The organism is Trabulsiella odontotermitis, assembly GCF_001297775.1.
GTDB lineage: Bacteria > Pseudomonadota > Gammaproteobacteria > Enterobacterales > Enterobacteriaceae > Trabulsiella > Trabulsiella odontotermitis.
This window is the reverse complement of sequence record NZ_LIFX01000002.1, coordinates 238588-264342: the sequence shown is the minus strand read 5'-3', so window position 1 is coordinate 264342 and position 25755 is coordinate 238588. Positions and strand designations below refer to the sequence as shown.

General features: G+C 55.7%; 22 protein-coding genes and 1 riboswitch. Of the genes, 8 read left to right on the top strand and 14 right to left on the bottom strand.

Going from position 1 to position 25755, the window contains the following annotated elements; translation table 11 throughout:
* Position 1: 1 nt before the first annotated feature.
* From mraY to leuO, 11 genes are all read right to left on the bottom strand, one after another.
* Positions 2 to 1084, bottom strand: a complete 1083-nt coding sequence (gene mraY, locus AOY23_RS03025) for a phospho-N-acetylmuramoyl-pentapeptide-transferase (protein ID WP_038155638.1) — start codon at positions 1082 to 1084, stop codon at positions 2 to 4.
* Positions 1078 to 2436, bottom strand: coding sequence for a UDP-N-acetylmuramoyl-tripeptide--D-alanyl-D-alanine ligase (gene murF, locus AOY23_RS03020; RefSeq protein ID WP_054178357.1), 1359 nt, complete (start codon positions 2434 to 2436; stop codon positions 1078 to 1080). Before murF ends, mraY begins: the two co-directional genes overlap by 7 nt.
* Positions 2433 to 3920 (bottom strand): UDP-N-acetylmuramoyl-L-alanyl-D-glutamate--2,6-diaminopimelate ligase, encoded by a 1488-nt coding sequence (gene murE, locus AOY23_RS03015; RefSeq protein ID WP_054178356.1) that lies wholly within the window; start codon positions 3918 to 3920, stop codon positions 2433 to 2435. The genes murF and murE overlap by 4 nt, the downstream gene beginning before the upstream one ends.
* Entirely contained in the window at positions 3907 to 5673 is a 1767-nt protein-coding gene (gene ftsI / locus AOY23_RS03010; RefSeq protein ID WP_054178355.1) for a peptidoglycan glycosyltransferase FtsI, read from the bottom strand. Before ftsI ends, murE begins: the two co-directional genes overlap by 14 nt.
* A gap of 15 nt (positions 5674 to 5688) precedes the next feature.
* Positions 5689 to 6054, bottom strand: a complete 366-nt coding sequence (gene ftsL / locus AOY23_RS03005; RefSeq protein WP_038155644.1) for a cell division protein FtsL — start codon at positions 6052 to 6054, stop codon at positions 5689 to 5691.
* Entirely contained in the window at positions 6051 to 6992 is a 942-nt protein-coding gene (gene rsmH, locus AOY23_RS03000) for a 16S rRNA (cytosine(1402)-N(4))-methyltransferase RsmH (RefSeq protein WP_054178354.1), read from the bottom strand. The genes ftsL and rsmH overlap by 4 nt, the downstream gene beginning before the upstream one ends.
* On the bottom strand, positions 6993 to 7451 hold the full coding sequence (gene mraZ / locus AOY23_RS02995) for a division/cell wall cluster transcriptional repressor MraZ (RefSeq protein ID WP_038155647.1): 459 nt from the start codon (positions 7449 to 7451) through the stop codon (positions 6993 to 6995).
* A gap of 568 nt (positions 7452 to 8019) precedes the next feature.
* A complete protein-coding gene (cra, locus tag AOY23_RS02990) occupies positions 8020 to 9024 on the bottom strand; it encodes a catabolite repressor/activator (RefSeq protein ID WP_054178353.1) in 1005 nt (334 codons plus the stop codon).
* 180 nt (positions 9025 to 9204) lie between these two features.
* The gene (ilvN, locus tag AOY23_RS02985; RefSeq protein WP_049849829.1) at positions 9205 to 9696 is read right to left on the bottom strand and encodes an acetolactate synthase small subunit; all 492 of its coding nucleotides are present in this window, start codon (positions 9694 to 9696) and stop codon (positions 9205 to 9207) included.
* Positions 9697 to 9698: 2 nt separating this feature from the next.
* A complete protein-coding gene (gene ilvI / locus AOY23_RS02980) occupies positions 9699 to 11423 on the bottom strand; it encodes an acetolactate synthase 3 large subunit (RefSeq protein ID WP_054178352.1) in 1725 nt (574 codons plus the stop codon).
* A gap of 374 nt (positions 11424 to 11797) precedes the next feature.
* The gene (gene leuO, locus AOY23_RS02975; protein ID WP_072170904.1) at positions 11798 to 12763 is read right to left on the bottom strand and encodes a transcriptional regulator LeuO; all 966 of its coding nucleotides are present in this window, start codon (positions 12761 to 12763) and stop codon (positions 11798 to 11800) included.
* A gap of 790 nt (positions 12764 to 13553) precedes the next feature.
* Between leuO and leuA the strand changes: the two genes are divergently transcribed.
* The 4 genes from leuA to leuD are packed head-to-tail and all read left to right on the top strand — an operon-like array spanning position 13554 to position 18236.
* Complete coding sequence (gene leuA / locus AOY23_RS02970) at positions 13554 to 15125, top strand: 2-isopropylmalate synthase (RefSeq protein ID WP_054178350.1); 1572 nt, start codon at positions 13554 to 13556, stop codon at positions 15123 to 15125.
* Positions 15125 to 16216, top strand: coding sequence for a 3-isopropylmalate dehydrogenase (gene leuB / locus AOY23_RS02965; protein ID WP_054178349.1), 1092 nt, complete (start codon positions 15125 to 15127; stop codon positions 16214 to 16216). Before leuA ends, leuB begins: the two co-directional genes overlap by 1 nt.
* 2 nt (positions 16217 to 16218) lie before the next feature.
* Positions 16219 to 17619 carry a 3-isopropylmalate dehydratase large subunit gene (gene leuC, locus AOY23_RS02960; protein ID WP_054178348.1) on the top strand — a complete coding sequence of 467 codons (1401 nt, stop codon included), beginning with the start codon at positions 16219 to 16221 and terminating at the stop codon, positions 17617 to 17619.
* 11 nt (positions 17620 to 17630) lie between these two features.
* A complete protein-coding gene (leuD, locus tag AOY23_RS02955; RefSeq protein WP_054178347.1) occupies positions 17631 to 18236 on the top strand; it encodes a 3-isopropylmalate dehydratase small subunit in 606 nt (201 codons plus the stop codon).
* Positions 18237 to 18279: 43 nt separating this feature from the next.
* Here the strand turns inward: leuD and AOY23_RS02950 are convergent, their stop codons facing one another.
* Both AOY23_RS02950 and sgrT read right to left on the bottom strand, forming a co-directional pair.
* Positions 18280 to 19458, bottom strand: a complete 1179-nt coding sequence (locus AOY23_RS02950; protein WP_054178346.1) for a sugar efflux transporter — start codon at positions 19456 to 19458, stop codon at positions 18280 to 18282.
* 103 nt (positions 19459 to 19561) lie between these two features.
* The gene (gene sgrT / locus AOY23_RS21480; protein WP_072011932.1) at positions 19562 to 19717 is read right to left on the bottom strand and encodes a glucose uptake inhibitor SgrT; all 156 of its coding nucleotides are present in this window, start codon (positions 19715 to 19717) and stop codon (positions 19562 to 19564) included.
* A gap of 87 nt (positions 19718 to 19804) precedes the next feature.
* Between sgrT and sgrR the strand changes: the two genes are divergently transcribed.
* The 4 genes from sgrR to thiQ all read left to right on the top strand — a co-directional run bounded on the left by sgrR (position 19805) and on the right by thiQ (position 24871).
* Positions 19805 to 21460 (top strand): HTH-type transcriptional regulator SgrR, encoded by a 1656-nt coding sequence (gene sgrR / locus AOY23_RS02945; protein WP_054178345.1) that lies wholly within the window; start codon positions 19805 to 19807, stop codon positions 21458 to 21460.
* Between the two features lie 35 nt (positions 21461 to 21495).
* Positions 21496 to 21588, top strand: a riboswitch (TPP riboswitch).
* Between the two features lie 31 nt (positions 21589 to 21619).
* The gene (gene thiB, locus AOY23_RS02940) at positions 21620 to 22603 is read left to right on the top strand and encodes a thiamine ABC transporter substrate binding subunit (protein ID WP_054178344.1); all 984 of its coding nucleotides are present in this window, start codon (positions 21620 to 21622) and stop codon (positions 22601 to 22603) included.
* Entirely contained in the window at positions 22579 to 24189 is a 1611-nt protein-coding gene (gene thiP, locus AOY23_RS02935) for a thiamine/thiamine pyrophosphate ABC transporter permease ThiP (RefSeq protein ID WP_054178343.1), read from the top strand. The genes thiB and thiP overlap by 25 nt, the downstream gene beginning before the upstream one ends.
* Entirely contained in the window at positions 24173 to 24871 is a 699-nt protein-coding gene (gene thiQ / locus AOY23_RS02930; RefSeq protein WP_038155672.1) for a thiamine ABC transporter ATP-binding protein ThiQ, read from the top strand. The genes thiP and thiQ overlap by 17 nt, the downstream gene beginning before the upstream one ends.
* Here the strand turns inward: thiQ and AOY23_RS02925 are convergent.
* The gene (locus AOY23_RS02925) at positions 24868 to 25635 is read right to left on the bottom strand and encodes a DedA family protein (RefSeq protein ID WP_054178342.1); all 768 of its coding nucleotides are present in this window, start codon (positions 25633 to 25635) and stop codon (positions 24868 to 24870) included. The genes thiQ and AOY23_RS02925 overlap by 4 nt on opposite strands.
* Between the last annotated feature and the right edge of the window lie 120 nt (positions 25636 to 25755).

The following is a 25755-nucleotide window of genomic DNA, read 5'->3' as shown; positions in this document are numbered from 1 at the left end:
ATTAACGTACCTTCAGCGTTGCCAGACCAATCAGGACCAGCATCAGCGAAATCACCCAGAAGCGCACGATCACGCGCGGTTCTGGCCAGCCTTTCAGTTCATAGTGGTGGTGAATCGGCGCCATCCGGAAGATGCGCTGGCCGCGCAGCTTAAAGGAGCCCACCTGCAGGATGACCGACAGGGTTTCCACCACGAACACACCACCCATAATGACCAGCAGGAACTCCTGACGCAGCAGCACGGCGATAATGCCCAGCGCGCCGCCCAGTGCCAGAGAACCAACATCGCCCATGAAAACCTGGGCCGGGTAGGTGTTAAACCACAAAAATCCTAAACCTGCGCCGACAATCGCCGTGCAGACAATCACCAGTTCACCCGCATGGCGTAAATACGGAATATGCAGGTAGCTGGCGAAGTTCATGTTACCGGTCGCCCACGCCACCAGCGCAAAACCGCCTGCGACAAATACCGTCGGCATGATCGCCAGCCCGTCGAGGCCATCGGTCAGGTTAACGGCGTTGCCGGTACCCACGATGACAAAGTACGCCAGCAGCACGTAAAACAGCCCCAGTTGCGGCATGACGTCTTTAAAGAACGGCACCACCAGTTCGGTGGCGGGCGTGTCTTTTCCGGCGAGGTACAGCGCGAACGCCACACCCAGCGCAATCACCGACATCCAGAAATATTTCCAGCGCGCGATAAGCCCTTTGGTGTCTTTGCGCACCACTTTGCGGTAGTCATCGACAAAGCCGATGATGCCGTAGCCGACCAACACCACCAGCACGCACCAGACGTACGGGTTGGACGGGTAAGCCCACAGCAGCACAGACACCACAATCGCGGTGAGGATCATAATCCCGCCCATCGTTGGCGTACCGCGCTTGCTGAAGTGCGATTCCGGACCGTCGTTACGAACCACCTGGCCAAACGACAGTTTTTGCAGACGGGCAATCATGCGCGGGCCCATCCACAATGAGATGAACAGCGCAGTCAGCAGGCTGACAATGGCGCGAAACGTCAGATAGGAAAAGACGTTAAAGCCGGAATAATATTTGACCAAATGTTCGGCCAGCCACACTAACATGTCCCATTCTCCTGTAATGCGCGTACTACCTCTTCCATGGCGGCACTACGTGAACCCTTCACTAAAATAGTTATCATTTGTTTTTCTTCTACAATGCCGCGAAGACGGGCAATCAACGCCGCTTTATCGGCAAAATGTTCGCCCACACCGCTGGCATTGCTGATCGCCTGGCTCAGTTTGCCTACGCTCAGCACACGGTCGAGACCGGCGGTTTTTGCCGCTTCACCGACCTGAACATGGCAGGCTTCGCTTTCAGCGCCCAGCTCCGCCATATCGCCAACCACCAGCACGCGGTAGCCCGGCATTTCCGACAACACCTGCACCGCCGCCGTCATGGAGCCGACGTTCGCGTTATAGGAGTCGTCCAGCAGCAGCTTGTTCTCCGCCAGCGGGATCGGGAACAGACGCCCCGGCACCGACGTTAAACTTGCCAGCCCCGTTTTTACCGCCTGGAGATCAGCACCGACCGCCATCGCCAGCGAGGTTGCCGCCAGCGCGTTAGCGATATTGTGACGACCCGGCAGCGGCAACAGCACATCCATACTGCCGTTCGGCGTTTGCAGTGTGAACTCCGTACCGTGGCTGGTCACATGAATGTTGGTGGCGGTAAAATCGCTGTTCGCCGCATTCGGGGAAAAACGCCAGACTTTACGGTTACCAATCACACTCTGCCAGTTCAGCCAGTCATTGTTATCAGCATTCATAATGGCGATGCCGTTTTCTGACAGACCGGTATAAATCTCACCTTTGGCTTTTGCCACGCCCGCCAGCGAACCAAACCCTTCCAGATGCGCTGCCGCCAGGTTATTCACCAGCGCCGCTTCCGGACGCGTCAGACTCACCGTCCAGGCGATTTCGCCCTGGTGGTTGGCACCCAGTTCAATCACCGCAAACTGATGGGCTTTCGTCAGGCGCAACAAGGTCATCGGCACGCCGATGTCATTATTGAGGTTTCCGGCGGTATACAGCGTATTTCCGCACTGATTGAGAATCGCCGCCGTCATCTCTTTCACAGAGGTTTTGCCGGATGAACCGGTCAGCGCAACCACGCGTGCCGGAACGTTCTGACGCACCCAGGCGCCCAGTTCGCCAAACGCCAGGCGGGTATCTTTCACCACGACCTGCGGCAAATCACAGTCCAGTTTACGGCTCACCAGCAACGCACCAGCACCACCCGCTTTCGCCTGGTCGGCAAAATCGTGGGCGTCGAATCGCTCGCCTTTCAGCGCCACAAACAGGCAGCCCGCCGTCAGCTGGCGCGTATCGGTGGTCACGGCGTCAATCGTCAGATCCTGCCCGTGCAGTTCGCCGCACAGAATGTCGGCCAGCTGACGTAGCGTTACGCTAATCATGCGATCACTCCCAGCAGACGCGCCGCAGTCACACGGTCGGAGTAATCCAGACGACGGCTACCCACGATTTGATAATCTTCATGGCCTTTACCGGCAACCAGCACCACATCGTTCTCTTTGGCCTGCATGATGGCGTTGGTCACCGCTTCCGCGCGCCCTTCTTTGACCATCGCGCGCCCGGCATCGACCATGCCCGCCAGAATATCGTTGATGATCGCCCGCGGCTCTTCGGTACGCGGATTGTCATCAGTAACCACCACGATATCCGCAAACTGTTCAGCAATCGCCCCCATTAACGGACGTTTGCCTTTGTCGCGATCGCCGCCGCAACCAAAGACGCACCACAGCTTGCCCGCGCAGTGCAGACGCGCCGCTTCCAGCGCTTTTTCCAGCGCATCCGGCGTGTGGGCGTAATCCACCACCACCGCGGGTTTCCCCGGCGCGGTAAACACTTCCATACGCCCGCAAACCGGCTGCAGACGCGCCGCCGTTTTCAGCAGCGTCGCCAGCGGGTAACCCAGAGCCAGCAGCGTGGCCAGCGCCAGCAGCAGATTGCTGACGTTAAACGCGCCCATCAGCCGACTTTCAATTTCACCGTGGCCCCAGCTGGAATCAAACTGAATGGTGGCGCCGCTGTCGTGATAATTCACGGCGGTCGCCTTCAGCCAGCGGCCATGGCAGTTCGGGTTAATATGATCTTCCATCGACACCGCAACGGCATCCGGCAGTTTTGCCAGCCAGCGGCGACCCACGTCGTCATCGGCGTTGATAATTGCCTGACCACAGTGGTGAGTGGAATAAAGCAGCCATTTCGCCGCTTCGTAATGTTCCATGTCGCCGTGATAATCAAGATGGTCGCGGCTCAGGTTGGTAAACACCGACGCAGCGAATTTCAGCGCCGCCACGCGATGCTGCACCAGCCCGTGAGAAGAGACTTCCATCGCGGCGAAGGTGGCCCCCTGCCCTGCCAGACCTGACAGCACGTGCTGCACATCAACGGCAGAACCCGTGGTATTTTCCGTTGGCGCCACTTTGCCCAGCAGACCGTTACCGACAGTCCCCATCACGGCGCTGGTTTCACCGAGCAGTTGCGCCCATTGCGCCAGCAGTTGCGTGGTGGTGGTTTTTCCGTTGGTGCCGGTCACGCCCACCAGACGCAGAAGGTCGGAAGGCTCGTGATAAAAACGACCGGCAAGTGCGGATAAGCGCTCGTTTAACTGGCTGAGGTAGATCACCGGAACACCGTGCATTTCACGGATTTCGCCATCGGCGGCTTCATCTTTTGCCTCAGCAATAATGGCAGCAACACCTTGCGCAATCGCCTGCGGGATATATCGACGCCCGTCCGCCTGATGACCCAACACCGCAACAAAGAGATCGCCCGACGCCGCCACACGGCTGTCGAGTGTCATCTCTCGCAGTGCTCGCTCCGGTGCGTTCGGCACCCACGGAGCAAGAAGGTCGCGCAAATTACGATCTGCCACCTGTTCCCTCGCCTTGATTAATCACAAATTCACTTTTCTCGCCCGTTGCCAGCGCATCCGGTTCAATGTTCATGGTGCGTAATACGCCGCCCATGATGGCACCAAACACCGGCGCGGAAACGGCGCCACCGTAGTATTTACCTGCCTGTGGATCGTTGATGACCACGACCAGCGCAAAACGCGGCTGGCTCGCTGGCGCAACGCCCGCGGTGTAAGCAATATATTTGTTGATGTAGCGGCCATCAGGCCCTACTTTTTTCGCCGTACCGGTTTTAATCGCGATGCGATAGCCTTTGATCGCTGCTTTCACGCCACCGCCGCCAGGCAGTGCCACGCTTTCCATCATGTGGACGACGGTACGAACGAGCGGTTCCGGGAAGACACGCTCACCCGGAACCGGAGGATCAACCTTGGTAATCGACAGCGGGCGATAAATGCCATAGCTGCCGATGGTTGCGTAGACTCGCGCTAACTGTAACGGGGTTACCATTAGCCCGTAGCCGAAAGAGAAGGTGGCCCTCTCTATGTCAGACCACCGTTGTTTTTGAGGATATAAGCCACTGCGTTCTCCGACCAACCCCAAATTGGTCGCCTTTCCCAGCCCAAAACGTGAGTAAGTATCTACTAACGCTGAGGACGGCATCGCTAACGCCAGTTTGGAGACACCGACGTTACTCGACTTCTGTAATACCCCAGTCAGGGTTAATTCGCTGTAGCGCGCCACGTCTTTGATTTCGTGGCCGTTAATTCGGTATGGAATGGTATTCAGGACGCTGTTTTCGTTGACGATCCCACGCTGCAACGCCGTCATGACGACCATCGGTTTCACCGTCGAGCCCGGTTCAAACACGTCGGTGATCGCCCGGTTACGCATCGCGTCTTTCGCCGTCCCGGTGAAGTTGTTCGGGTTGTACGACGGGCTGTTCGCCATCGCCAACACTTCGCCGGTGTTCACGTCCACCAGCACCGCACTGCCGGATTCGGCTTTGTTGAACGCCACGGCGTTGTTCAGTTCCCGGTACACCAGCGCCTGCAGGCGCTCATCAATGCTCAATGCCAGGTTGTGCGCGGCCTGGCTGTCGGTTGAGGAGATATCTTCAATGACGCGACCATAGCGGTCTTTACGCACGATGCGCTCACCCGGCTGGCCGGTCAGCCACTTATCAAAACTCTTCTCAACGCCTTCAATCCCCTGGCTGTCGACGTTAGTGAAGCCGATGAGGTGAGCGGTCACTTCGCCTGACGGATAATAGCGACGAGACTCTTCACGCAGATGAATCCCCGGCAGCTTCAGTTTTTTGATGTAATCCGCCATGTCCGGGTTGACCTGACGCGCCAGGTAGATAAAGCGCCCTTTCGGATTCGCATTCACCCGCGACGCCAGTTGATCCAGCGGCATTTTCAGCGCATCGGAAAGCGCCTTCCAGCGGTTATCAAGGGTGATTCCGCCTGCGTCATGTAATTCTTTGGGATCGGCCCAGATCGCTTTCACCGGCACACTGACCGCCAGCGGGCGACCGGAGCGGTCAGTGATCATGCCGCGGGAGGTGGACACTTCCTGGACGCGCAGGGAGCGCATATCGCCCTGGCGTACCAGCATGTCAGGGTTAACGATCTGCAACCAGGCCACGCGGCCCAGCAGGAAAGCCAGCGCCAGCAGGATACAACCACAAAGCAACGCAAAACGCCAACTGATAAAGTTGGCCTGTTCTTCCTGACGTTTCGGTTTTAGCGTCTTTACCGCTGCTTTCATGCGTCGCCGTAATCCTTATTTCTGTACCACGATGTTCTCTTGTGACGGATCGACATGCTGCATTTGCAGCTTTTCTGTCGCGATCCGCTCAACCCGGCTGTGATCGCCGAGCGCGTTCTCTTCGAGGATCAGGTTGCGCCACTCGATATCCAGAGCGTCGCGTTCCAGAACCATTTGTTCGCGTTGCGCGGTCAACAGGCGCGTATGGTGCGCCGTGGTCACGACTGTCACCGCGGTAACAATGATGCAAATGAACAAGCAGAGTGGCAGTTTCCCGAATCGCAAAAGATCGTCACCGATCACGCCAGGCAAGGCATGGCGCTCGTTGCTTCCAATCGATCCTTTTACTTTGCTTAAGGCCTCTGACACTCTGCTGATCATGCGTTCGTCCTTTCTGCGATACGCAGCACTGAACTACGAGCGCGTGGATTCTCTGCCACTTCATCTTCGCCCGGCAACATCTTGCCTAATGCCCGAAAATGACGGCCACCCAGCTTCCTGAGTTGCTCTTCTGTCATCGGAAGCCCTGCCGGAACCTGCGGACCGCGGCTTTGCTCACGCATAAAGCGTTTCACAATGCGGTCTTCCAGCGAGTGGAAACTGATGATGGAGAGCCGCCCACCCGGGGCCAGCACGTCGATCGAGCTTTTTAGCGCCTGCTCTATCTCCTCCAGTTCACTGTTTACCCAGATGCGCACCGCCTGGAAGGTACGGGTCGCGGGATGTTTGAATTTGTCCTTCACCGGTGTGGCCGCAGCGACCACTTCAGCCAGTTCTTTGGTGCGGGTCATCGGCTGTTCGCGGTTTCGCTCCACAATGGCGCGGGCAATGCGCTTGCCGAAACGCTCTTCGCCAAAGGTTTTGATCACCCAGGCGATGTCGGCTTCGTCAGCGTTCAGCAGCCATTCAGCGGCAGATTGCCCACGTGTCGGATCCATGCGCATGTCCAGCGGGCCGTCGCGCATAAAGGAGAAACCGCGCTCAGCGTCATCAAGCTGCGGTGAAGAGACACCAAGATCGAGAAGAATGCCGTCGATCCTGCCAGTAAGCTCGCGTTCGGCAACGTAGTCGCCCAGCGCGGAAAAAGGACCATGTACGATGGAAAAGCGAGGATCGTCAATGCGCTGTGCTTCGGCGATCGCATGCGGATCCCGATCGATAGCCAGCAGTCGTCCTTCCGCGCCCAGTTGCGAAAGAATCAGTCGCGAATGACCGCCGCGACCAAATGTGCCATCGATGTAGGTACCATCAGGACGAATATTCAGGCCATTTACGGCCTCATCCAGCAGTACCGTCGTATGTTTAAAGTTTTCCATCATTTATAAGGACAAATCCTGCAGCCGATCCGACAACTCTCCGGATGCGGACTGCTCAGCGTCTATATCTTCCTTGACCCGTTGATACCAGGTCGTTTCGTCCCACAGCTCAAATTTGTTGAACTGGCCGACCAGCATCACTTCTTTGGTCAGTCCGGCGTGTTGCCGTAAAACCGGTGCAATCAGTAAACGACCGGCGTTGTCCATCTGACATTCGCTTGCATGTCCAAGCAGCAAACGCTGTACGCGGCGCTCGGCCTGATTCATGCTCGACAGGCGCGACAGTTTTTGCTCGATAATTTCCCATTCGGGAAGTGGGTAAAGCAGCAGGCACGGGTGATGGATGTCAATGGTGCAAACCATTAAACCGGAAGCGTTTTCGACCAGCCGATCGCGATACCGCGTAGGTATCGATAAACGACCCTTGCTGTCGAGATTGACTAACGTTGCCCCACGGAACATGCCAGCCTCACCCCTTTTCTCCACTTTCACCCACAAATTCCCACCTAAAAGAGTTTACGGAGCGGAGGAAAAGCTTGTCAAGCCAGCACTGACGCTAACAGAGTTAAAAAACCCAATAATGGCGGCAGATATTCGCCCTGTTTAATTTATGTCCACCAAACGAGGCAAATTAACGCTATGAATAGTTGCAAGAAAAAAAACAAATCTGTTCATGCTCGTTAAAAGAAACTCAATATCATCGAGCGAAAATATAAAGTGTCAGTTTGCGACGTGCGCGGCATTTTAGGACATTCCCCGACACGATAACAGCCCTTCTGAGCATGGTGAGCCGCCATTTTTCCGCGGGAAGGCGTGTGAGGCGATGGGTTTTTCGATGAAGTGTTTGTTAATTGGACAAATCCACGGCGGGTGTAACAAAATAATACATCGATATTCTTTTCTGGTCAGTTAGTGGTCCGTTTCTGGTGAGATTAAACGCGATTTGAATTAGATCCCTGGAAAAAGTAAGGAATTATCTGAATATCAAATAATCCCTTACTTTTTTATCATTACCGCATCGTTTATTCGCTTAACGACGACTCAGACTGCCGCGACGATAAAGATTTCGACGAATGCGGCTCAGCCCCGGCTTCGGTTTACGCGGTTCATCGAGGCTCGCCAGCACAATTTCTAACACGCGCTCTGCGACATCGCGGTGACGCTGGGCAACCGCCAGCACCGGGCATTGCAGGAAATCCAGCAGTTCGTGATCACCAAAGGTGGCGATGGCCAGATCCGGCGGCAGCTTGCCTTCCCGGCGTAGCGTTACGTCCATCACACCCTGCAACAGCGCAAACGACGTGGTGAACAACGCCTGCGGCATCGGGTTCGTTTCCAGCCATTTATCGAACAGTTGCGCGGCAGCTTCGCGCTCGTAGCTGTTGGCGTACAGATAATCCACTTTACGCGGATCATCTTTCCAGGCGGTGCGGAATCCCTGTTCGCGCAGGAAGCTGACGGAGAGTTCCGGCAACGCGCCAAGATAGAGGATATTTTCCGCCGGGAATTTGCGCAGTTCAGAGGCCAGCATTTCGGCATCGTCCTGATCGGCGCCGACAACGCTGGTGAAGTGTTCGCGATCGAGCGCGCGATCCAGCGCCACAATCGGGAAATTGTCGTTCGCCCAGCGCTGATAGAAGGGATGCTCTGGCGGCAAAGACGTTGAAACGATAATCGCATCCACCTGCCGCTGTAACAGATGCTCGATACAGCGCATTTCGTTATCCGGCTGATCTTCCGAGCAGGCAATCAGCAACTGATAGCCGCGCTGGCGCGCCTGACGCTCCAGGTAATTTGCAATGCGGGTATAACTGGTGTTTTCCAGATCAGGGATCACCAGACCAATAGAACGAGTGCGTCCTGCACGGAGCCCGGCAGCCACCGCGTTCGGATGGTAGTTATGCTCACGCACCACGGCCATCACTTTTTCGACGGTTTTATCACTAACGCGATACTGCTTAGCTTTACCGTTAATCACATAGCTCGCCGTCGTCCGGGAGACACCGGCAAGCCGGGCGATTTCATCCAGTTTCACAATTGCCCCTTGCTTAACTTGTACAATCCATAACCTTCGCGAAGGTATGGGTAAAATTTATTAACATCTAAGCGCAGAATGATAACTGCGGCAACCGCTTTTATTGACTCTTCCCACTGGATTCGCAAAAAAAAAGCCTGACCGGTGGTGTCAGGCTTCATTTTAATTCATCAGCAGGACTTATCGCATGATCTTCTCACCACGGGAGAGACCCACCACGCCAGAACGCGCCACTTCAACAATGCGCGCCACATCGCGCAATGTGGCAAGGAACGCATCCAGTTTGTCGCTGGTACCGGCCAGTTGAACGGTATAGATGGACGGCGTGACGTCGATAATCTGCCCACGGAAGATTTCGGTGTTGCGTTTCACCTCTTCGCGCCCGTATCCGCTGGCCTGCACTTTGACCAGCATGATTTCGCGCTCAACGTGCGACCCCTGCCCCAGTTCGCTGACCCGCAACACATCCACCAGTTTGTGCAGCTGTTTTTCGATCTGTTCGATGACCTGCTCGTCACCAACGGTTTGGATCGTCATGCGGGAGAGCGTCGGATCGTCCGTTGGCGCAACGGTCAGACTCTCAATGTTATAGCCTCGCTGCGAAAAGAGGCCAATGACGCGCGACAGAGCGCCCGATTCGTTTTCCAGTAATACTGATAATATCCGGCGCATAGTCAGGTTCTCTCCGTTTTGCTCAGCCACATTTCATCCATTCCGCCACCGCGAATTTGCATCGGATAAACGTGTTCACTTCCATCGACAGTGACATCGACAAACACCAGCCGCTGGTTACGCACCATGTCCAGCGCTTCCGCCAGCTTCGCTTCCAGTTCATCGGGCTGGTTGATCTGAATGCCGACGTGACCATAGGCCTGTGCCAGCGCCACAAAGTCCGGCAAGGACTTCATATAGGATTGCGAATGGCGGCCCGAGTAGATCATGTCCTGCCACTGTTTCACCATGCCGAGATAGCGGTTGTTCAGGTTGACGACCAGCACCGGCAGTTCATACTGCAGCGCCGTCGACAGCTCCTGAATGTTCATCTGAATACTGCCATCGCCGGTCACGCAGATCACCGTTTCGTCAGGCAATGCCATCTTCACGCCCAGCGCGGCTGGCAGGCCGAAGCCCATGGTGCCGAGACCGCCGGAGTTGATCCAGCGACGTGGTTTATCAAACGGGTAATAGAGCGCGGCAAACATCTGATGCTGACCGACATCGGAGGTAACGTAAGCGTCACCTTTGGTCAGCCGCCAGAGGGTTTCAATGACCGCCTGCGGTTTAATCGCCGGGCTCTGCGTGTCATATTTCAGGCTGTGTCGGCCGCGCCACTGCTCGATTCGCTGCCACCAGTCGCGGATATCATCCAGCGGCTGGGCGGCCTCTTCCTGCTCCAGTAGCTCAAGCATCTGCTCCAGTACCAGCCGGGCGTCGCCGACAATCGGGATATCCGCCGGTACGGTTTTGGAAATCGACGTCGGATCGATATCAATGTGCAACACGGTGGCATCCGGGCAATATTTCGCCAGATTGTTGGTCGTGCGATCGTCAAAGCGCACGCCCACCGCAAAAATCACATCAGAATGATGCATCGTCATGTTCGCTTCGTACGTCCCGTGCATGCCCAGCATGCCCAGTGAATGACGATGCGTACCAGGAAACGCCCCCAGCCCCATTAATGAAGAAGCTACCGGCAGATTGAGTTTCTCAATCAGCGTTTTGAGCTGCTCACTACATTCTGCGTTGATCGCCCCGCCGCCGACGTAGACTACCGGTCTTTTCGCGGCAACCAGCGTTTGCAACGCGCGTTTAATCTGCCCTTTATGTCCGGTTGTCGTCGGGTTGTAGGAGCGCATGCTCACCGTTTCCGGCCAGACGTATGGCAGCTTGTTTTGCGGGTTAAGGATATCTTTTGGCAGATCGACCACCACTGGCCCAGGACGACCGCTGGCCGCCAGCCAGAACGCCTTTTTCAGCACGCCGGGGATATCTTCGGTTTGTTTAACCAGAAAGCTGTGTTTCACCACCGGGCGGGAAATCCCCACCATGTCGCACTCCTGGAAGGCATCGTAGCCAATCAGCGAGGTTGCGACCTGCCCGGACAGCACCACCAGCGGGACTGAATCCATATAGGCCGTCGCAATGCCGGTGATCGCATTGGTAGCACCTGGGCCTGAAGTGACCAGCACCACGCCCACTTCCCCCGTTGCACGCGCCAGTCCATCGGCCATATGCACCGCTGCCTGCTCGTGCCGTACCAGCACATGTTCGATACCGCCGAGGGTATGTAACGCATCGTAGATATCAAGGACAGCCCCACCGGGGTAGCCGAACACTTGCTTCACGCCCTGATCGACAAGCGATCGGACAACCATCTCGGCTCCAGACAACATCTCCATGACTTGCCTCCAGGCTCTGTTTGGCGATGCGGAATTCATTTCCACACGCGCGTCTGACGAGACGATAACGCTCGTCGATAATCATATTCAATTAACATAACCGCTCACTTTCAGGCAGGCAATTCGCCCCGGCGCAGATAACGCCTGGCGAAAAAGAAGAAATACCAGGCAAGCGTTAAGAAAATGGTGAAAAGCTTCAGTGATAAGAAAAGAGGATAGTCATTACTCGGGATAACGGGAAAAGAACAGGAAATGATCCATTTTTTGTCGGGAGCCGGGGATAACCCTCAGTAAGAAACAGAATAAAATGCTGGTTATTCTCTTACACACAAAACAAACAGAGCGAACGTGCGCTCTGTTTGTTGTCACGATAATTAGCGCAGACAAATAGACGCCAGCAGCTCTTCCATCCACTGATGGCCTTTATCGCGACCCGCCGCCTCATGCCAGGAAAGATAACAGGTCCGGCTATTAAGTTTTAACGGTAACGGTAATAACTGAAGATCCAGTGAATCAGAAAACTCCTCTGCCAGCCAGCGCGGTGCGACGGCCACCATTTGTGTTTGCGACACCACATTCAGCACGCTGGTTAATGCCATTCCCTGATAAGCGATGCAGGCTTGTTTATCTGCGGTGTCATACCATGGCTGGCTAAAAGAAGCGTAGCGATCGAGAGAAACGACGGCATGTTCTTCTTTATAGACATCACTTTCTTTAAGCGGGCCGCTCAGACGCGGGTGTTTACGACTGGCGACTAATACCATTTCATCTTTAAACAGCGGTGTGCAGGAAAACTCCGGGCGGCGAAACTCTTCATATCCCAGAACAAATTCGATTTCCTGATAGCGGAGCTGATGTTCGGTATTCTTATTTAAGGATGACTTAAATACCAGATGGATATTTGGCGCAATTTCTCTGACCCGATTAAAAATAAGCGAGGTCAAAAAGTTATCCAGCGGACTGCAGACACAGAGATTAAAAACGCGCTCGCTACTGATAGGTTCGAATTCGGACCCCGGTAACTCATTTTGCACCAGTTGTAATGCCTGGCGCACAGAGCCAAACAGCTGATACGCCCTCGCCGTTGGCTGAATACCGCGACCATAGCGCACAAACAGCTCATCGTTGAACATGACCTTGAGTCGCGCGACAGCGTTGCTCACCGCGGGCTGCGACATCCCCAACATATGCGCCGCACGGGTAATATTTTGCTCTTGCATGACCGCATCAAACACAGTCAATAAATTTAAATCCACCATGCGCAGCTGTGGTTTTGTCATCTCCACCTGTCTCGCCTGGCGCTCAATTTTTTCCACGGGCATTTCTAACTCCACAGTCACACTAAACTCCCTTTGCATTAATGCAATAATAAATTCTGACAATATGATTTACCATGCATATAAAATCTACAAAAGAGAAATAATAAAAATTAGGAAAACATAAAGAAACATCACTGCCAATAGACCGGGGCACGCGAAATACTGCCATGTCGACACTAAAAACTATAACTCCGCTCAATGAGCAAAGTTTACTCATAAACGGCATTAATAATCAACGGACATAAAACGCATTTAATGTTTAGCAAAATTAAAATGTATATTTAGTAAAACACTTTCTAATTAACAACTATTTATCAAATTAATTAAAGTCTTTTTTGAGACTTATTGTTTCCACAAATAAATTTAAATGAATCATATAGATATAATTATTACTTGCGCGATATTTCCCGTCCACAAATGCAAGCGAATCTATAAAAATGATTCAAAATATGAAAAGTGTCTCGAAAAAACATTGGCGTTATTCTGCGCGCAGCAGGCGCATCAGCACAATAAGCTAAAACAGCGCCCTGAATGCCGTCATTTGTCAGGTTGGTTTTCACGACCGGGGCTTGACATCAAACGGCGTATCCAGTACCACTAAAAGCATATCGATTTCATCTGGAGTATGACATTAATGAATCGCACGTCACGTTTCACCAGCCTACTACTACTAAACGCCTCTTTTGCGCGCGGTAGTCTGGTGGGCGACGTTTTGCGATAAGTCATCTTCCGGTAACGAATTAAACCCGCGCCATGCGCGGGTTTTTTTATGCTCGTAGCAAGGCGCCAAAGACAATCAAGGACCTAAATCATGAGCCAGCAAGTCGTTATTTTTGATACTACCTTACGTGACGGTGAACAGGCATTACAGGCGAGCCTGAGCGTAAAAGAGAAGCTGCAGATTGCTTTGGCCCTCGAACGTATGGGCGTGGACGTAATGGAAGTCGGGTTTCCGGTCTCTTCACCGGGCGATTTTGAATCGGTGCAAACCATTGCCCGCCAGGTGAAAAACAGCCGCGTTTGTGCGCTGGCGCGCTGTGTCGAAAAAGATATCGACGTCGCGGCGGAATCATTAAAAGTCGCCGAAGCGTTCCGCATTCATACCTTTATTGCCACCTCACCCATGCATATCGCCACCAAGCTGCGCAGCACGCTGGACGAGGTCATTGAGCGCGCCATTTATATGGTAACGCGCGCGCGCAATTACACCGATGACGTGGAATTTTCGTGTGAAGACGCGGGCCGTACGCCGATTGAGGATCTGGCGCGGGTGGTTGAAGCGGCGATTAACGCCGGGGCACGAACCATTAATATTCCGGACACCGTCGGCTACACCATGCCGTTTGAGTTCGCCAACATTATTACCGGCCTGTACGAGCGCGTGCCTAATATCGATAAAGCGATCATCTCGGTGCATACCCATGACGATTTAGGCCTGGCGGTCGGTAACGCCATTGCTGCGGTGCATGCAGGCGCACGTCAGGTTGAAGGGGCGATGAACGGCATCGGCGAGCGCGCGGGTAACTGCTCGCTGGAAGAAGTGATCATGGCCATCAAAGTGCGCAAAGATATCATGAACGTGCACACCAACATCAATCACCATGAAATCTGGCGTACCAGCCAGACCGTCAGCCAGATCTGCAACATGCCGGTTCCGGCCAACAAAGCGATTGTCGGCACCGGCGCGTTTGCTCACTCCTCCGGTATCCATCAGGACGGCGTGCTGAAAAATCGTGAAAACTACGAAATCATGACGCCGGAATCGATCGGTCTGAATCAGATGCAACTGAACCTGACCTCCCGCTCTGGTCGTGCGGCGGTGAAACATCGCATGGAAGAGATGGGCTATAAAGAGACCGATTACAACATGGACCATCTGTACGATGCGTTCCTGAAACTGGCGGATAAAAAAGGCCAGGTCTTTGATTACGATCTGGAAGCGCTGGCGTTCATTAATAAGCAGCAGGAAGAGCCAGAGCATTTCCGTCTGGACTACTTCAGCGTTCAGTCCGGCTCCAGCGATATTGCCACCGCCTCCGTCAAACTGGCCTGCGGTGATGAGATTAAAGCCGAAGCGGCGAACGGTAACGGTCCGGTTGATGCTATCTATCAGGCCATTAACCGCATCACTAACTACAACATCGAACTGGTCAAATATGGCCTGAGCGCCAAAGGCCAGGGGAAAGACGCCCTGGGTCAGGTCGATATCGTAGCGAATTACAACGGCCGTCGTTTCCACGGGGTGGGTCTGGCGACCGACATCGTGGAATCTTCCGCCAAAGCGATGGTTCATGTCCTGAACAGCATCTGGCGCGCCGCTGAAGTCGAAAAAGAGCTGCAACGCAAAGCTCAGAATAATGAGAACAACAAGGAAACCGTGTGATGTCGAAGAATTACCATATTGCCGTTTTGCCGGGTGACGGTATTGGCCCGGAAGTGATGGCGCAAGCCCTGAAGGTACTGGATGCCGTTCGCCAGCGTTTTACGATGCGGATCACCACCAGCCATTATGACGTCGGTGGCATCGCCATCGACAAACAAGGCACGCCGCTGCCGCAGGCCACCATTGAAGGCTGTGAAAATGCCGATGCGGTGCTGTTTGGCTCCGTGGGTGGCCCGAAATGGGAGCATCTGCCGCCTGCCGAACAGCCTGAGCGCGGCGCGCTGCTGCCGTTGCGTAAGCACTTTAAGCTGTTCAGCAATTTGCGTCCGGCCAGACTGTATCAGGGTCTGGAAGAGTTCTGCCCACTGCGCGCTGATATCGCCGCGCAGGGCTTCGATATTCTGTGTGTCCGCGAACTGACAGGCGGAATTTACTTCGGTCAGCCGAAAGGCCGTGAAGGCAGCGGTCAGTATGAAAAAGCTTTCGATACCGAGGTGTATCACCGTTTTGAAATCGAACGCATCGCCCGTATCGCCTTTGAATCTGCCCGCAAGCGTCGCCGCAAAGTCACATCTATCGATAAAGCCAACGTACTGCAATCGTCCATTTTGTGGCGTGAGATCGTCAACGAAATCGCCCGCGAGTATCCGGATGTTGAACTGGCGCATATGTACATCGATAACGCCACCATGCAGCTGATTAAAGATCCGTCGCAGTTTGATGTGCTGCTGTGTTCCAACCTGTTCGGCGACATCCTGTCAGACGAGTGCGCGATGATCACCGGTTCGATGGGCATGCTGCCGTCAGCCAGTCTGAATGAACAGGGTTTTGGTCTGTACGAACCCGCGGGTGGCTCCGCGCCGGATATCGCCGGGAAGAATATTGCCAACCCGATTGCGCAGATCCTGTCGCTGGCGTTGCTGCTGCGTTACAGCCTGGGCGCAGACGACGCGGCAGTGGCCATTGAAAATGCCATTAATCGCGCATTAGAAGAAGGTGTCCGTACCGGCGATCTGGCGCGCGGTGGCGCGGCAGTCAGTACCGATGAAATGGGTGACATTATTGCCCGCTATGTCGCTGAAGGGGTGTAATCATGGCGAAAACGTTATACGAAAAAGTGTTTGATGCTCACGTGGTTTATGAGGCGACAAACGAAACCCCGTTGCTGTACATCGACCGTCATCTGGTGCATGAAGTGACCTCACCGCAGGCGTTCGATGGTCTGCGTGCGCATAACCGTCCTGTGCGTCAGCCAGCAAAAACCTTTGCGACGATGGACCATAACGTCTCCACGCAGACCAAAGACATCAACGCCTCCGGCGAGATGGCCCGCATTCAGATGCAGGAGTTGATTAAAAACTGCAACGAATTCGGCGTTGAACTGTATGACCTGAATCACCCGTATCAGGGGATCGTCCACGTCATGGGGCCGGAACAGGGCATTACCCTGCCAGGCATGACCATCGTGTGCGGCGACTCCCACACCGCCACCCACGGTGCGTTTGGCGCGCTGGCGTTCGGTATCGGCACCTCTGAAGTGGAACATGTTCTGGCGACGCAGACCCTGAAACAGGGCCGCGCGAAGACGATGAAGATCGAAGTGAAAGGGAAAGCTGCGCCGGGGATCACCGCGAAAGATATCGTGCTGGCGATCATCGGTAAAACCGGCAGCGCAGGCGGTACCGGGCACGTGGTGGAATTCTGCGGCGAGGCAATCCGGGCATTGAGCATGGAAGGTCGCATGACCCTGTGCAATATGGCTATCGAAATGGGTGCCAAAGCCGGTCTGGTAGCACCTGATGAGACCACCTTCAATTATGTGAAGGGACGTCTGCATGCGCCAAAAGGTAAAGATTTTGACGATGCCGTGGCGTACTGGAAGACCCTGAAAACCGACGATGACGCGCAGTTTGATACCGTCGTGACGCTGCAGGCGGAAGAGATTGCGCCGCAGGTGACCTGGGGCACCAACCCCGGTCAGGTAATTTCCGTCACCGACGCTGTTCCCGATCCAGCCTCTTTTGCCGATCCGGTTGAACGTGCATCAGCCGAAAAAGCGCTGGCCTATATGGGCCTCAAACCCGGCATTCCGCTGACGGAAGTGGCGATCGATAAGGTCTTTATCGGTTCCTGCACCAACTCGCGCATCGAAGATTTGCGTGCCGCCGCCGAGGTTGCCAAAGGGCGCAAAGTCGCGCCGGGCGTACAGGCTCTGGTAGTACCGGGATCTGGTCCGGTAAAAGCCCAGGCGGAAGCGGAAGGGCTGGATAAGATCTTCATCGAGGCGGGTTTTGAGTGGCGGTTACCGGGCTGTTCGATGTGCCTGGCGATGAACAACGATCGTCTGAATCCGGGCGAGCGCTGTGCCTCCACCAGCAACCGTAACTTTGAAGGTCGCCAGGGCCGTGGTGGTCGCACCCATCTGGTGAGCCCGGCAATGGCGGCAGCCGCTGCCGTCTCCGGCCATTTCGCCGACATCCGCAGCATCAAATAAGGAGCTTCCACATGGCAGAGAAATTTACCCAACATACGGGCCTGGTGGTTCCTTTAGATGCCGCCAACGTTGATACCGACGCGATCATTCCCAAGCAATTTTTGCAGAAGGTGACGCGCACCGGCTTTGGCGCTCACCTGTTCAACGACTGGCGTTTTCTGGACGATAAAGGCCAGCAGCCGAATCCTGAGTTCGTGCTCAATTTCCCGCAATATAAAGGCGCCTCCATTTTACTGGCGCGGGAAAACTTCGGCTGTGGCTCGTCACGCGAGCATGCGCCGTGGGCGTTAACCGATTACGGTTTTAAAGTGGTCATCGCCCCGAGCTTCGCGGATATTTTCTATGGCAACAGCTTCAACAACCAGTTGCTGCCGGTCACGCTGAGCGATGCGCAGGTCGATGAGCTGTTCGCGCTGGTGAAGGCGAATCCGGGCATTACGTTTGAAGTGGACCTGGAAGCACAGGTGGTCAAAGCGGGCGATAAGTCCTACAGCTTTAAGATTGACGACTTCCGCCGTCACTGCATGCTGAACGGCCTCGACAGCATCGGCCTGACGCTGCAACATGAAGATGCCATCGCCGCTTACGAGCACAAACAACCTGCGTTTATGGGGTGATGAGATGACTGGCCCGTCACAGCGGGCCAGTAAATGCCAGGAGTCACACATCCTTCACGCGAGCGGTGAGAAACAGCGTCACCAGCGAAATCGCGGCAATCGCCCAGTACACGCGGCCATGCCCGTAGCTTTGCGCCAGCGCCCCCTGGATCACCCCGGCGAGGATCACCCCAGTGGAGATACTGCTGGTAAACAATGTCGTTGCTGAACCGGCTCGCCCGGGCATCAGATCCTGAAACCACAGCATGCCGATACCGGCGATAATGCCGATGAAGATGGCGTTAAATCCCTGCAACAGCAGCAGCGCCGTATGGCTGTGAAACAAAATCAGTCCGATATAAAACAAAACCCCGGCCATCACCGCGGTGATCATCATCCGCCGTTTGCCGAAGTGTTTGACGTAATACCCGGCAAGGATCATCGCCGGAATTTCCAGCCCCGCCGCGGTGCCCATTAATATGCCCGCAAGGCGGTCAGGCAGCCCTAATTCGCTGCTGATCCACAGCGGCATATCAATGATATACATGGTGTTGCAGGTCCACATCAGCGTGGAAGCGATAAACAGCATGCGGACGTTTTTGTCGTTCCAGCCGCTGATTTGCGTCACGGCGACGTCGGCTGGTTGTTCCACTCTCGCCACCGACGGTAGTACCACGGCTACCAGCACCAGGCTCAGCGCGAAAATAGCGGCAGCGATGGAAAACATGATGGCGAAGCCGTAATTCAGCGCCAGCATGAATGCCAGCGGCGGGCCAATCACCCATGCCAGTGACAGCTGGGCGCGCATCACTGAACTGAACATCACCACCTCACGCGCCGAGTTATCCGCGTATTCCCGCGCCAGCGCGAACAGCTGCGGCATCGCGGTATTCGCCAGCGACGCCAGCAACACACCGCAGGTGATCAGCGTCAGATAATGACGATTAAACGCGAACAACAGCGCGTTTGCGACGGCCATCAGGCAGCAAAACAGGATTAATTTGCGGCGGTCGCCGTGGCTGTCGGAACGTTTTGCCAGCCACAGGCTGACCAGGATCCCGGCGATGGCGTTAACGGTATAAAACAGACCGACCCAGAATGGTTGCGCGCCCACTTCGCGGCTCAGAAAAAGACTCAGCGTCGGTGCCTGCAATGCCCCCGCAACGCCCATCATAAATGCCACCAGCATGAAAGCGGCATAGACGCCGTTGAGGCGTCGCCCCATCGTCAATAACCACAGCATGGATCATCCTTAACCGAAAAAGGGGTACGAAAAAAGCCAGCAGAATACATCTGCTGGCGTGGCAATGTAGCACCAATACTCAGTCACACATGATAAGGGCAAGTCAATGAGAATCAGAAGTCGGTTTTGTAACTTCCCACTGCATCAGCTCTTCGAGCATTTTCAACCGCGCTCCTGCTACCTGGCGGGCCAGCCATGACGCTCCCTGCGTCGCCAAAAAATACTGGCGATAAAACTGGCGTGTGGATGACTCCTGCATAATCACCTCCTCGCTTCATCGAAGACCATTATTGGCTTAATATAGGGATTAATAAATTGCTGAGTTTTTGTCAGGAGTTCCCCTTTTATGTCTTCTGCTCGCTTGCAACAACAGTTCATTCGCTTATGGCAGTGCTGCGACGGTAAATCGCAGGAAACCACGCTTAATGAACTGGCTGAATTACTCAGTTGTTCGCGCCGTCACATGCGCACACTACTGAACACTATGGAAGAACGCGGCTGGCTGACGTGGGAAGCGGAAGCCGGGCGCGGCAAACGCTCACGACTGACGTTCCTCTATACCGGGCTGGCCTTACAGCAGCAGCGGGCAGAAGATCTGCTGGAGCAGGATCGCATCGATCAGCTCGTGCAACTGGTCGGAGATAAAGCCACTGTCCGCCAGATGCTGGTGTCACACCTCGGGCGCAGTTTTCGTCAGGGCAGGCATATTCTGCGCGTCCTGTACTACCGCCCCATGCGCAATTTACTGCCCGGCACACCGCTGCGCCGCTCGGAAACCCATATCGCGAGGCAGATTTTCAGCGCCCTGACGCGCATAAATGAGGAAAACGGGGAACTGGAAGCGGATATCGCGCACCACTGGCAACAGCTTTCGCCGTTGCACTGGCGTTTCTTTCTGCGTCCCGGCATCCATTTTCATCATGGACGCGAACTGGACATCGACGACGTTATTACCTCGCTTCAGCGCATCAACACGCTGCCGCTCTATTCCCATATCACGCAGATTGTCTCCCCCACCGCCTGGACGCTGGACATTCATCTGTCACAGCCTGACCGCTGGCTTCCCTGGCTACTGGGGCATATCCCGGCGATGGTTTTGCCGAAAGAGTGGGAGTCGCTGCCCCATTTCTCCTCAATTCCGGTTGGTACTGGCCCCTACGCCGTCGCCCGCAACAACCAGAACCAGCTTAAGATCCATGCTTTTGATGATTACTTTGGCTACCGGGCGTTGATCGACGAAGTTAACGTCTGGGTGTTGCCGGAAATCAGCGAAGAGCTGACCTGCGGGTTGACGCTGGAAGGGCCGACCGAGGGCGAAAAAGCCGTCGAAAGCCGTCTGGAAGAAGGGTGTTACTACATGCTGTTTGATGCGCGGTCGCGAAAAGGCGCGCGTCAGGATGTACGGCAATGGATAAGCCAGATCCTCTCTCCCGCCAGCCTGGTTTATCACGCTGACGAACAATATCAGGGCTACTGGTTTCCGGCGTACGGCATGCTGCCCCGCTGGCATCACGCCCGCCCTGCCAAAGGCGAAAAACCGGCCGGGCTTGAAGTGCTGACGCTCAGCTATTACCGCGAACATATTGAGCATCACTACATCGCCAATATCATGGCGCACCTGCTGGCGCAGCATCAGGTCAGGCTTGAGATTCAGGAGCTGGATTACGAAGAGTGGCACCGTGGCGAGGTGGTGAGCGACATGTGGCTCAACAGCGCAAACTTCACGCTGCCGCTGGATTTCTCCCTGTTCGCCCATCTTTTTGAAGTGCCGCTGTTTCAGAACTGTATTCCCGCCGAATGGGACAAAGAAGCCGCGCGCTGGCGCGCAGGGGAAATGAATCAGGCGCACTGGAGCCAGCAACTGGTGCAACAGCGGGCCATTATCCCATTGATTCATCACTGGTTAATGATTCAGGGCCAGCGCAGTATGCGCGGAGTACGCATGAACACGCTGGGCTGGTTCGACTTTAAATCGGCCTGGTTTGCGCCACCGGAGCCCTGATACTTTCAGAATACTTACAAAATCATTACACTAAGGCGTTCTCAACGGGGTGCTGAAACAGGCTGAGAAAATACCCGTCGAACCTGATCCGGATAACGCCGGCGAAGGGATTTGAGGCTCTGCTCAAAATCCTTTGCCACTCTTTCTTTGAGGTGCAAAGTGTTAAAAAAATGTCTGCCATTGCTGGCGCTGCTTGCCGCGCCCGTTTTCGCCAAACCCGTACTGACCGTTTATACCTACGACTCTTTCTCCGCTGACTGGGGCCCCGGCCCGGCGGTCAAAAAAGCCTTTGAAGCCGACTGCAACTGCGAACTGAAATACGTCACGCTGGAAGATGGCGTCTCCTTGCTTAACCGCCTGCGGATGGAAGGAAAAAACAGCAAAGCGGATGTGGTGCTGGGCCTTGATAACAACCTGCTGGCCGCGGCGACGCAAACCGGACTGTTCGCGAAAAGCGGCGTTCCGGCACAAAGCGTGAAAGTGCCGGGCGGCTGGCATGATGACACTTTCGTGCCATTCGATTATGGCTACTTCGCGTTTGTTTATGACAAAAACAAGCTGAAAAACCCGCCGAAAAGCCTGAAAGAACTGGTCGAAAGCAGTCAGAAATGGCGCGTGATCTACCAGGATCCGCGCACCAGCACCCCGGGGCTGGGGTTGCTGCTGTGGATGCAAAAAGTCTACGGTGATAAAGCGCTGGACGCCTGGCAGAAACTGGCGGCGAAAACCGTCACGGTGACCAAAGGCTGGAGTGAGGCCTACGGCCTGTTCCTGAAAGGCGAAAGCGATCTGGTACTGAGTTACACCACCTCTCCGGCGTATCACATTATCGAAGAGAAAAAAGACAACTACGCCGCAGCAGCATTTACGGAAGGCCACTATCTGCAGGTGGAAGTGGCGGCGCGCACCGCTTCCGGCAAACAGCCGCAACTGGCAGAACAGTTCCTGAAATTTATGGTGTCGCCGGGCTTCCAGAAGGCGATCCCGACCGGCAACTGGATGTATCCGGTCACGGATGTCACGCTGCCCGCCGGTTTTGACCAACTGGTGAAACCGCAGACCACGCTGCAATTCACGCCGCAACAGGTCGCAACTGAGCGTCAACAGTGGATCAGCGCATGGCAACGCGCCGTCAGCCAGTAATTCCCGGCTGGTTACTTCCAGGGCTCACGGCGGCGTTTATTATGGTCGCCGTGGCGCTGGCGGCCTTTTTTGCGCTATGGCTGAATGCGCCCGCTGCCTCCTGGTTACAATTGCTGCAGGATAGCTATCTGTGGCACGTGGTGCGTTTTTCGTTCTGGCAGGCGTTTCTGTCTGCTGTGCTGTCCGTCACGCCAGCGATTTTTCTTGCTCGTGCCCTGTACCGGCGGCGCTTCCCCGGTCGTGCCGCGTTGCTGCGATTATGCGCGATGACGCTGATCCTGCCGGTGCTGGTGGCGGTGTTCGGCATCCTCAGCGTGTATGGCCGTCAGGGCTGGCTGACCGGGCTGTTTCACGCTGCGGGTTGGGAATGGACGTTCTCGCCTTACGGGTTGCAGGGCATTCTGCTCGCGCACATTTTTTTCAACATGCCGATGGCGACCCGCCTGCTGCTTCAGGCGCTGGAGCAGATACCCGGCGAGCAGCGGCAGATTGCCGCACAGCTCGGTATGCGCGGCAGGGATTTTTTCCGTCTGGTGGAATGGCCCTGGCTGCGGCGGCAAATCCCGCCTGTGGCAGCGCTGATTTTCATGCTCTGCTTTGCCAGTTTTGCTACCGTGCTGTCGCTGGGCGGCGGCCCACAGGCCACCACCATCGAACTGGCGATCTATCAGGCGCTGAATTTTGATTATGATCCCGGACGCGCGGCGATGCTGGCGGTGTTGCAGATGATCTGCTGTCTGGGGCTGGTGTTACTGAGCCAGCGCCTGAGCAAAGCGATCGCCGTCGGTCACTCGCAACTGAGCGGCTGGCGCGATCCGGACGATCGGCTGTGGAGCCGGATCGCCGACACCACGCTGATCGTTCTCGCGCTGTTGCTTCTGCTGCCGCCGATCTTCGCGGTGATTATCGACGGGCTTAACCGCAACGTACTGGATGTGCTGGCGCAGCCGGTGATGTGGCACGCGCTGTGGACGTCGCTGCGTATCGCCCTGTCGGCGGGCGTATTGTGCGTAATTCTCACCCTGATGTTGCTGTGGAGCAGCCGCGAGCTGCGCATTCGCAACCATGCGCTGGCCGGGCAGGCGATGGAGCTCAGCGGTATGCTGATCCTGGCGATGCCGGGGATCGTGCTGGCGACCGGTTTCTTCCTGCTGCTCAACAATACAGTGGGGCTGCCGGAATCTGCCGACGGCATTGTGATTTTCACCAACGCGCTGATGGCCATTCCGTATGCCCTGAAAGTGCTGGAAACGCCGATGCGCGACCTGACCGCCCGGTATAACACGTTGTGTCAGTCGCTGGGGCTCAGCGGATTCACCCGTTTGCGGATCGTCGAACTGCGGGCGCTGAAACGCCCTGTCGCCCAGGCGCTGGCGTTTGCCTGCGTCCTGTCGATCGGCGATTTCGGCGTTGTGGCCCTGTTCGGCAACGAGACATTCCGCACGCTCCCTTATTATCTTTATCAGCAGATTGGCGCCTACCGCAGCCAGGACGGGGCCGTCACCGCCCTGTTGCTGCTGATCCTCTGTTTTCTGTTGTTTACTGTCATTGAAAAACTACCGGGGCGCGATGTTAAAACTGAATGATGTCACCTGGCTTTATCAGCATCTGCCGATGCGCTTCACGCTCTCCGTACAGCAGGGTGAGCAGGTCGCGGTGCTGGGGCCAAGCGGCGCGGGCAAAAGCACATTACTGAATTTAATCGCCGGTTTTCTCACGCCTGTGCGAGGGTCGATTATTATCGAAAATCAGCCGCATACTGACACGCCTCCTTCACGCCGCCCGGTGTCGATGCTGTTTCAGGAAAATAATCTTTTCAGCCATCTGACCGTGCGGCAAAACATTGGTCTTGGGTTAAACCCGGGGCTGCGACTGACGGCCGAACAGCAGCGTAAGCTGGAGGTGATTGCCGGTCAGATGGGGATTGAATCGTTGCTGGAACGGCTGCCGGGCGAGCTCTCCGGCGGTCAGCGTCAGCGTGCGGCACTGGCGCGCTGTCTGGTGCGCGAGCAGCCGGTATTGTTACTCGATGAGCCGTTTTCCGCCCTCGATCCGGCGCTGCGTCAGGAGATGCTGACGCTGGTCGGCAACGTCTGCCAGCGCCAGCAGATTACGTTGCTGATGGTATCGCACAGTGTGGAAGATGCCGCGCGGATCGCGCCGCGCTCGCTGGTGGTTGCCGACGGGCGCATTGCCTGGGATGGCGCAACGGACGATTTACTGAGCGGAAAAGCCAGCGCCTCGTCGCTCCTCGGGATCGCCCGTTAGCGGCTGACGACGCGGGTCAGAATATCGAAATAAACCGGCATCAAAGGATGGCGGATCGCCGCCACCAGCGCCACTACGCCAATGCCTGACAGCAATGGCGCCAGCCACAGCAGGCGAGTGCGGGGCAGGTAATGGCTCAGGCGGTCAGTGCCCGATTTGCCGCTGCGCCACAGCCGCCAGCACAGCCATGCCGCCAGCCACAGCAGCACCGCCGTCAGCAACAGCAACCACTTGAAACCGCCGCTTTGCACATCGGACGGAATATCGATCGCCGCCCCCGCCAGGATCCCCGGCATAAAATAGAGCGGCGGCCAGAACAGGCAACCAATAATGTTGGGCAACACGAACTTAGAGACGGGCAGATCCAGCATGCCTGCCACCATCGGCACCAGCGGGCGCGTCGGCCCGACAAAACGGCCGATCAGGATGGTGAACATGCTGTGCTGATGCAGCGCGTGCTCGGTTTTATCGAGCAGCGCTTTGTTCTTTTTCATGAAGGACCAGCGATGTAACGGCTTTTTAAACCGCCACCCCAGCCAGAACGAAATCCAGTCACCGAGCAGGCAACCGACGATACCCGCCATCCACGCCTGCCAGAAATTGACTTCGCCGCTGCCGATCAGCGCGCCAAGCCCCGCCATCATCACCGTGCCCGGCAGGATCAGCCCGACCAGCGCCAGCGACTCAAGAAAAGCCACCAGCGCGACGGCGATGAGCGACCAGATCGCTGATTGGGTAATGAAGTGCTCCAGCAGTGCCTGCATAACGCGTCCGGTAGTTTAGGGAGTCAGGGATTCTCAAAGGGACCCGGTGATGAGTCAAGCTATGTCGTTACTTTCCTGTAACAAAATAATACACCATAGCGCCCCTGCGCGTCCTCACAT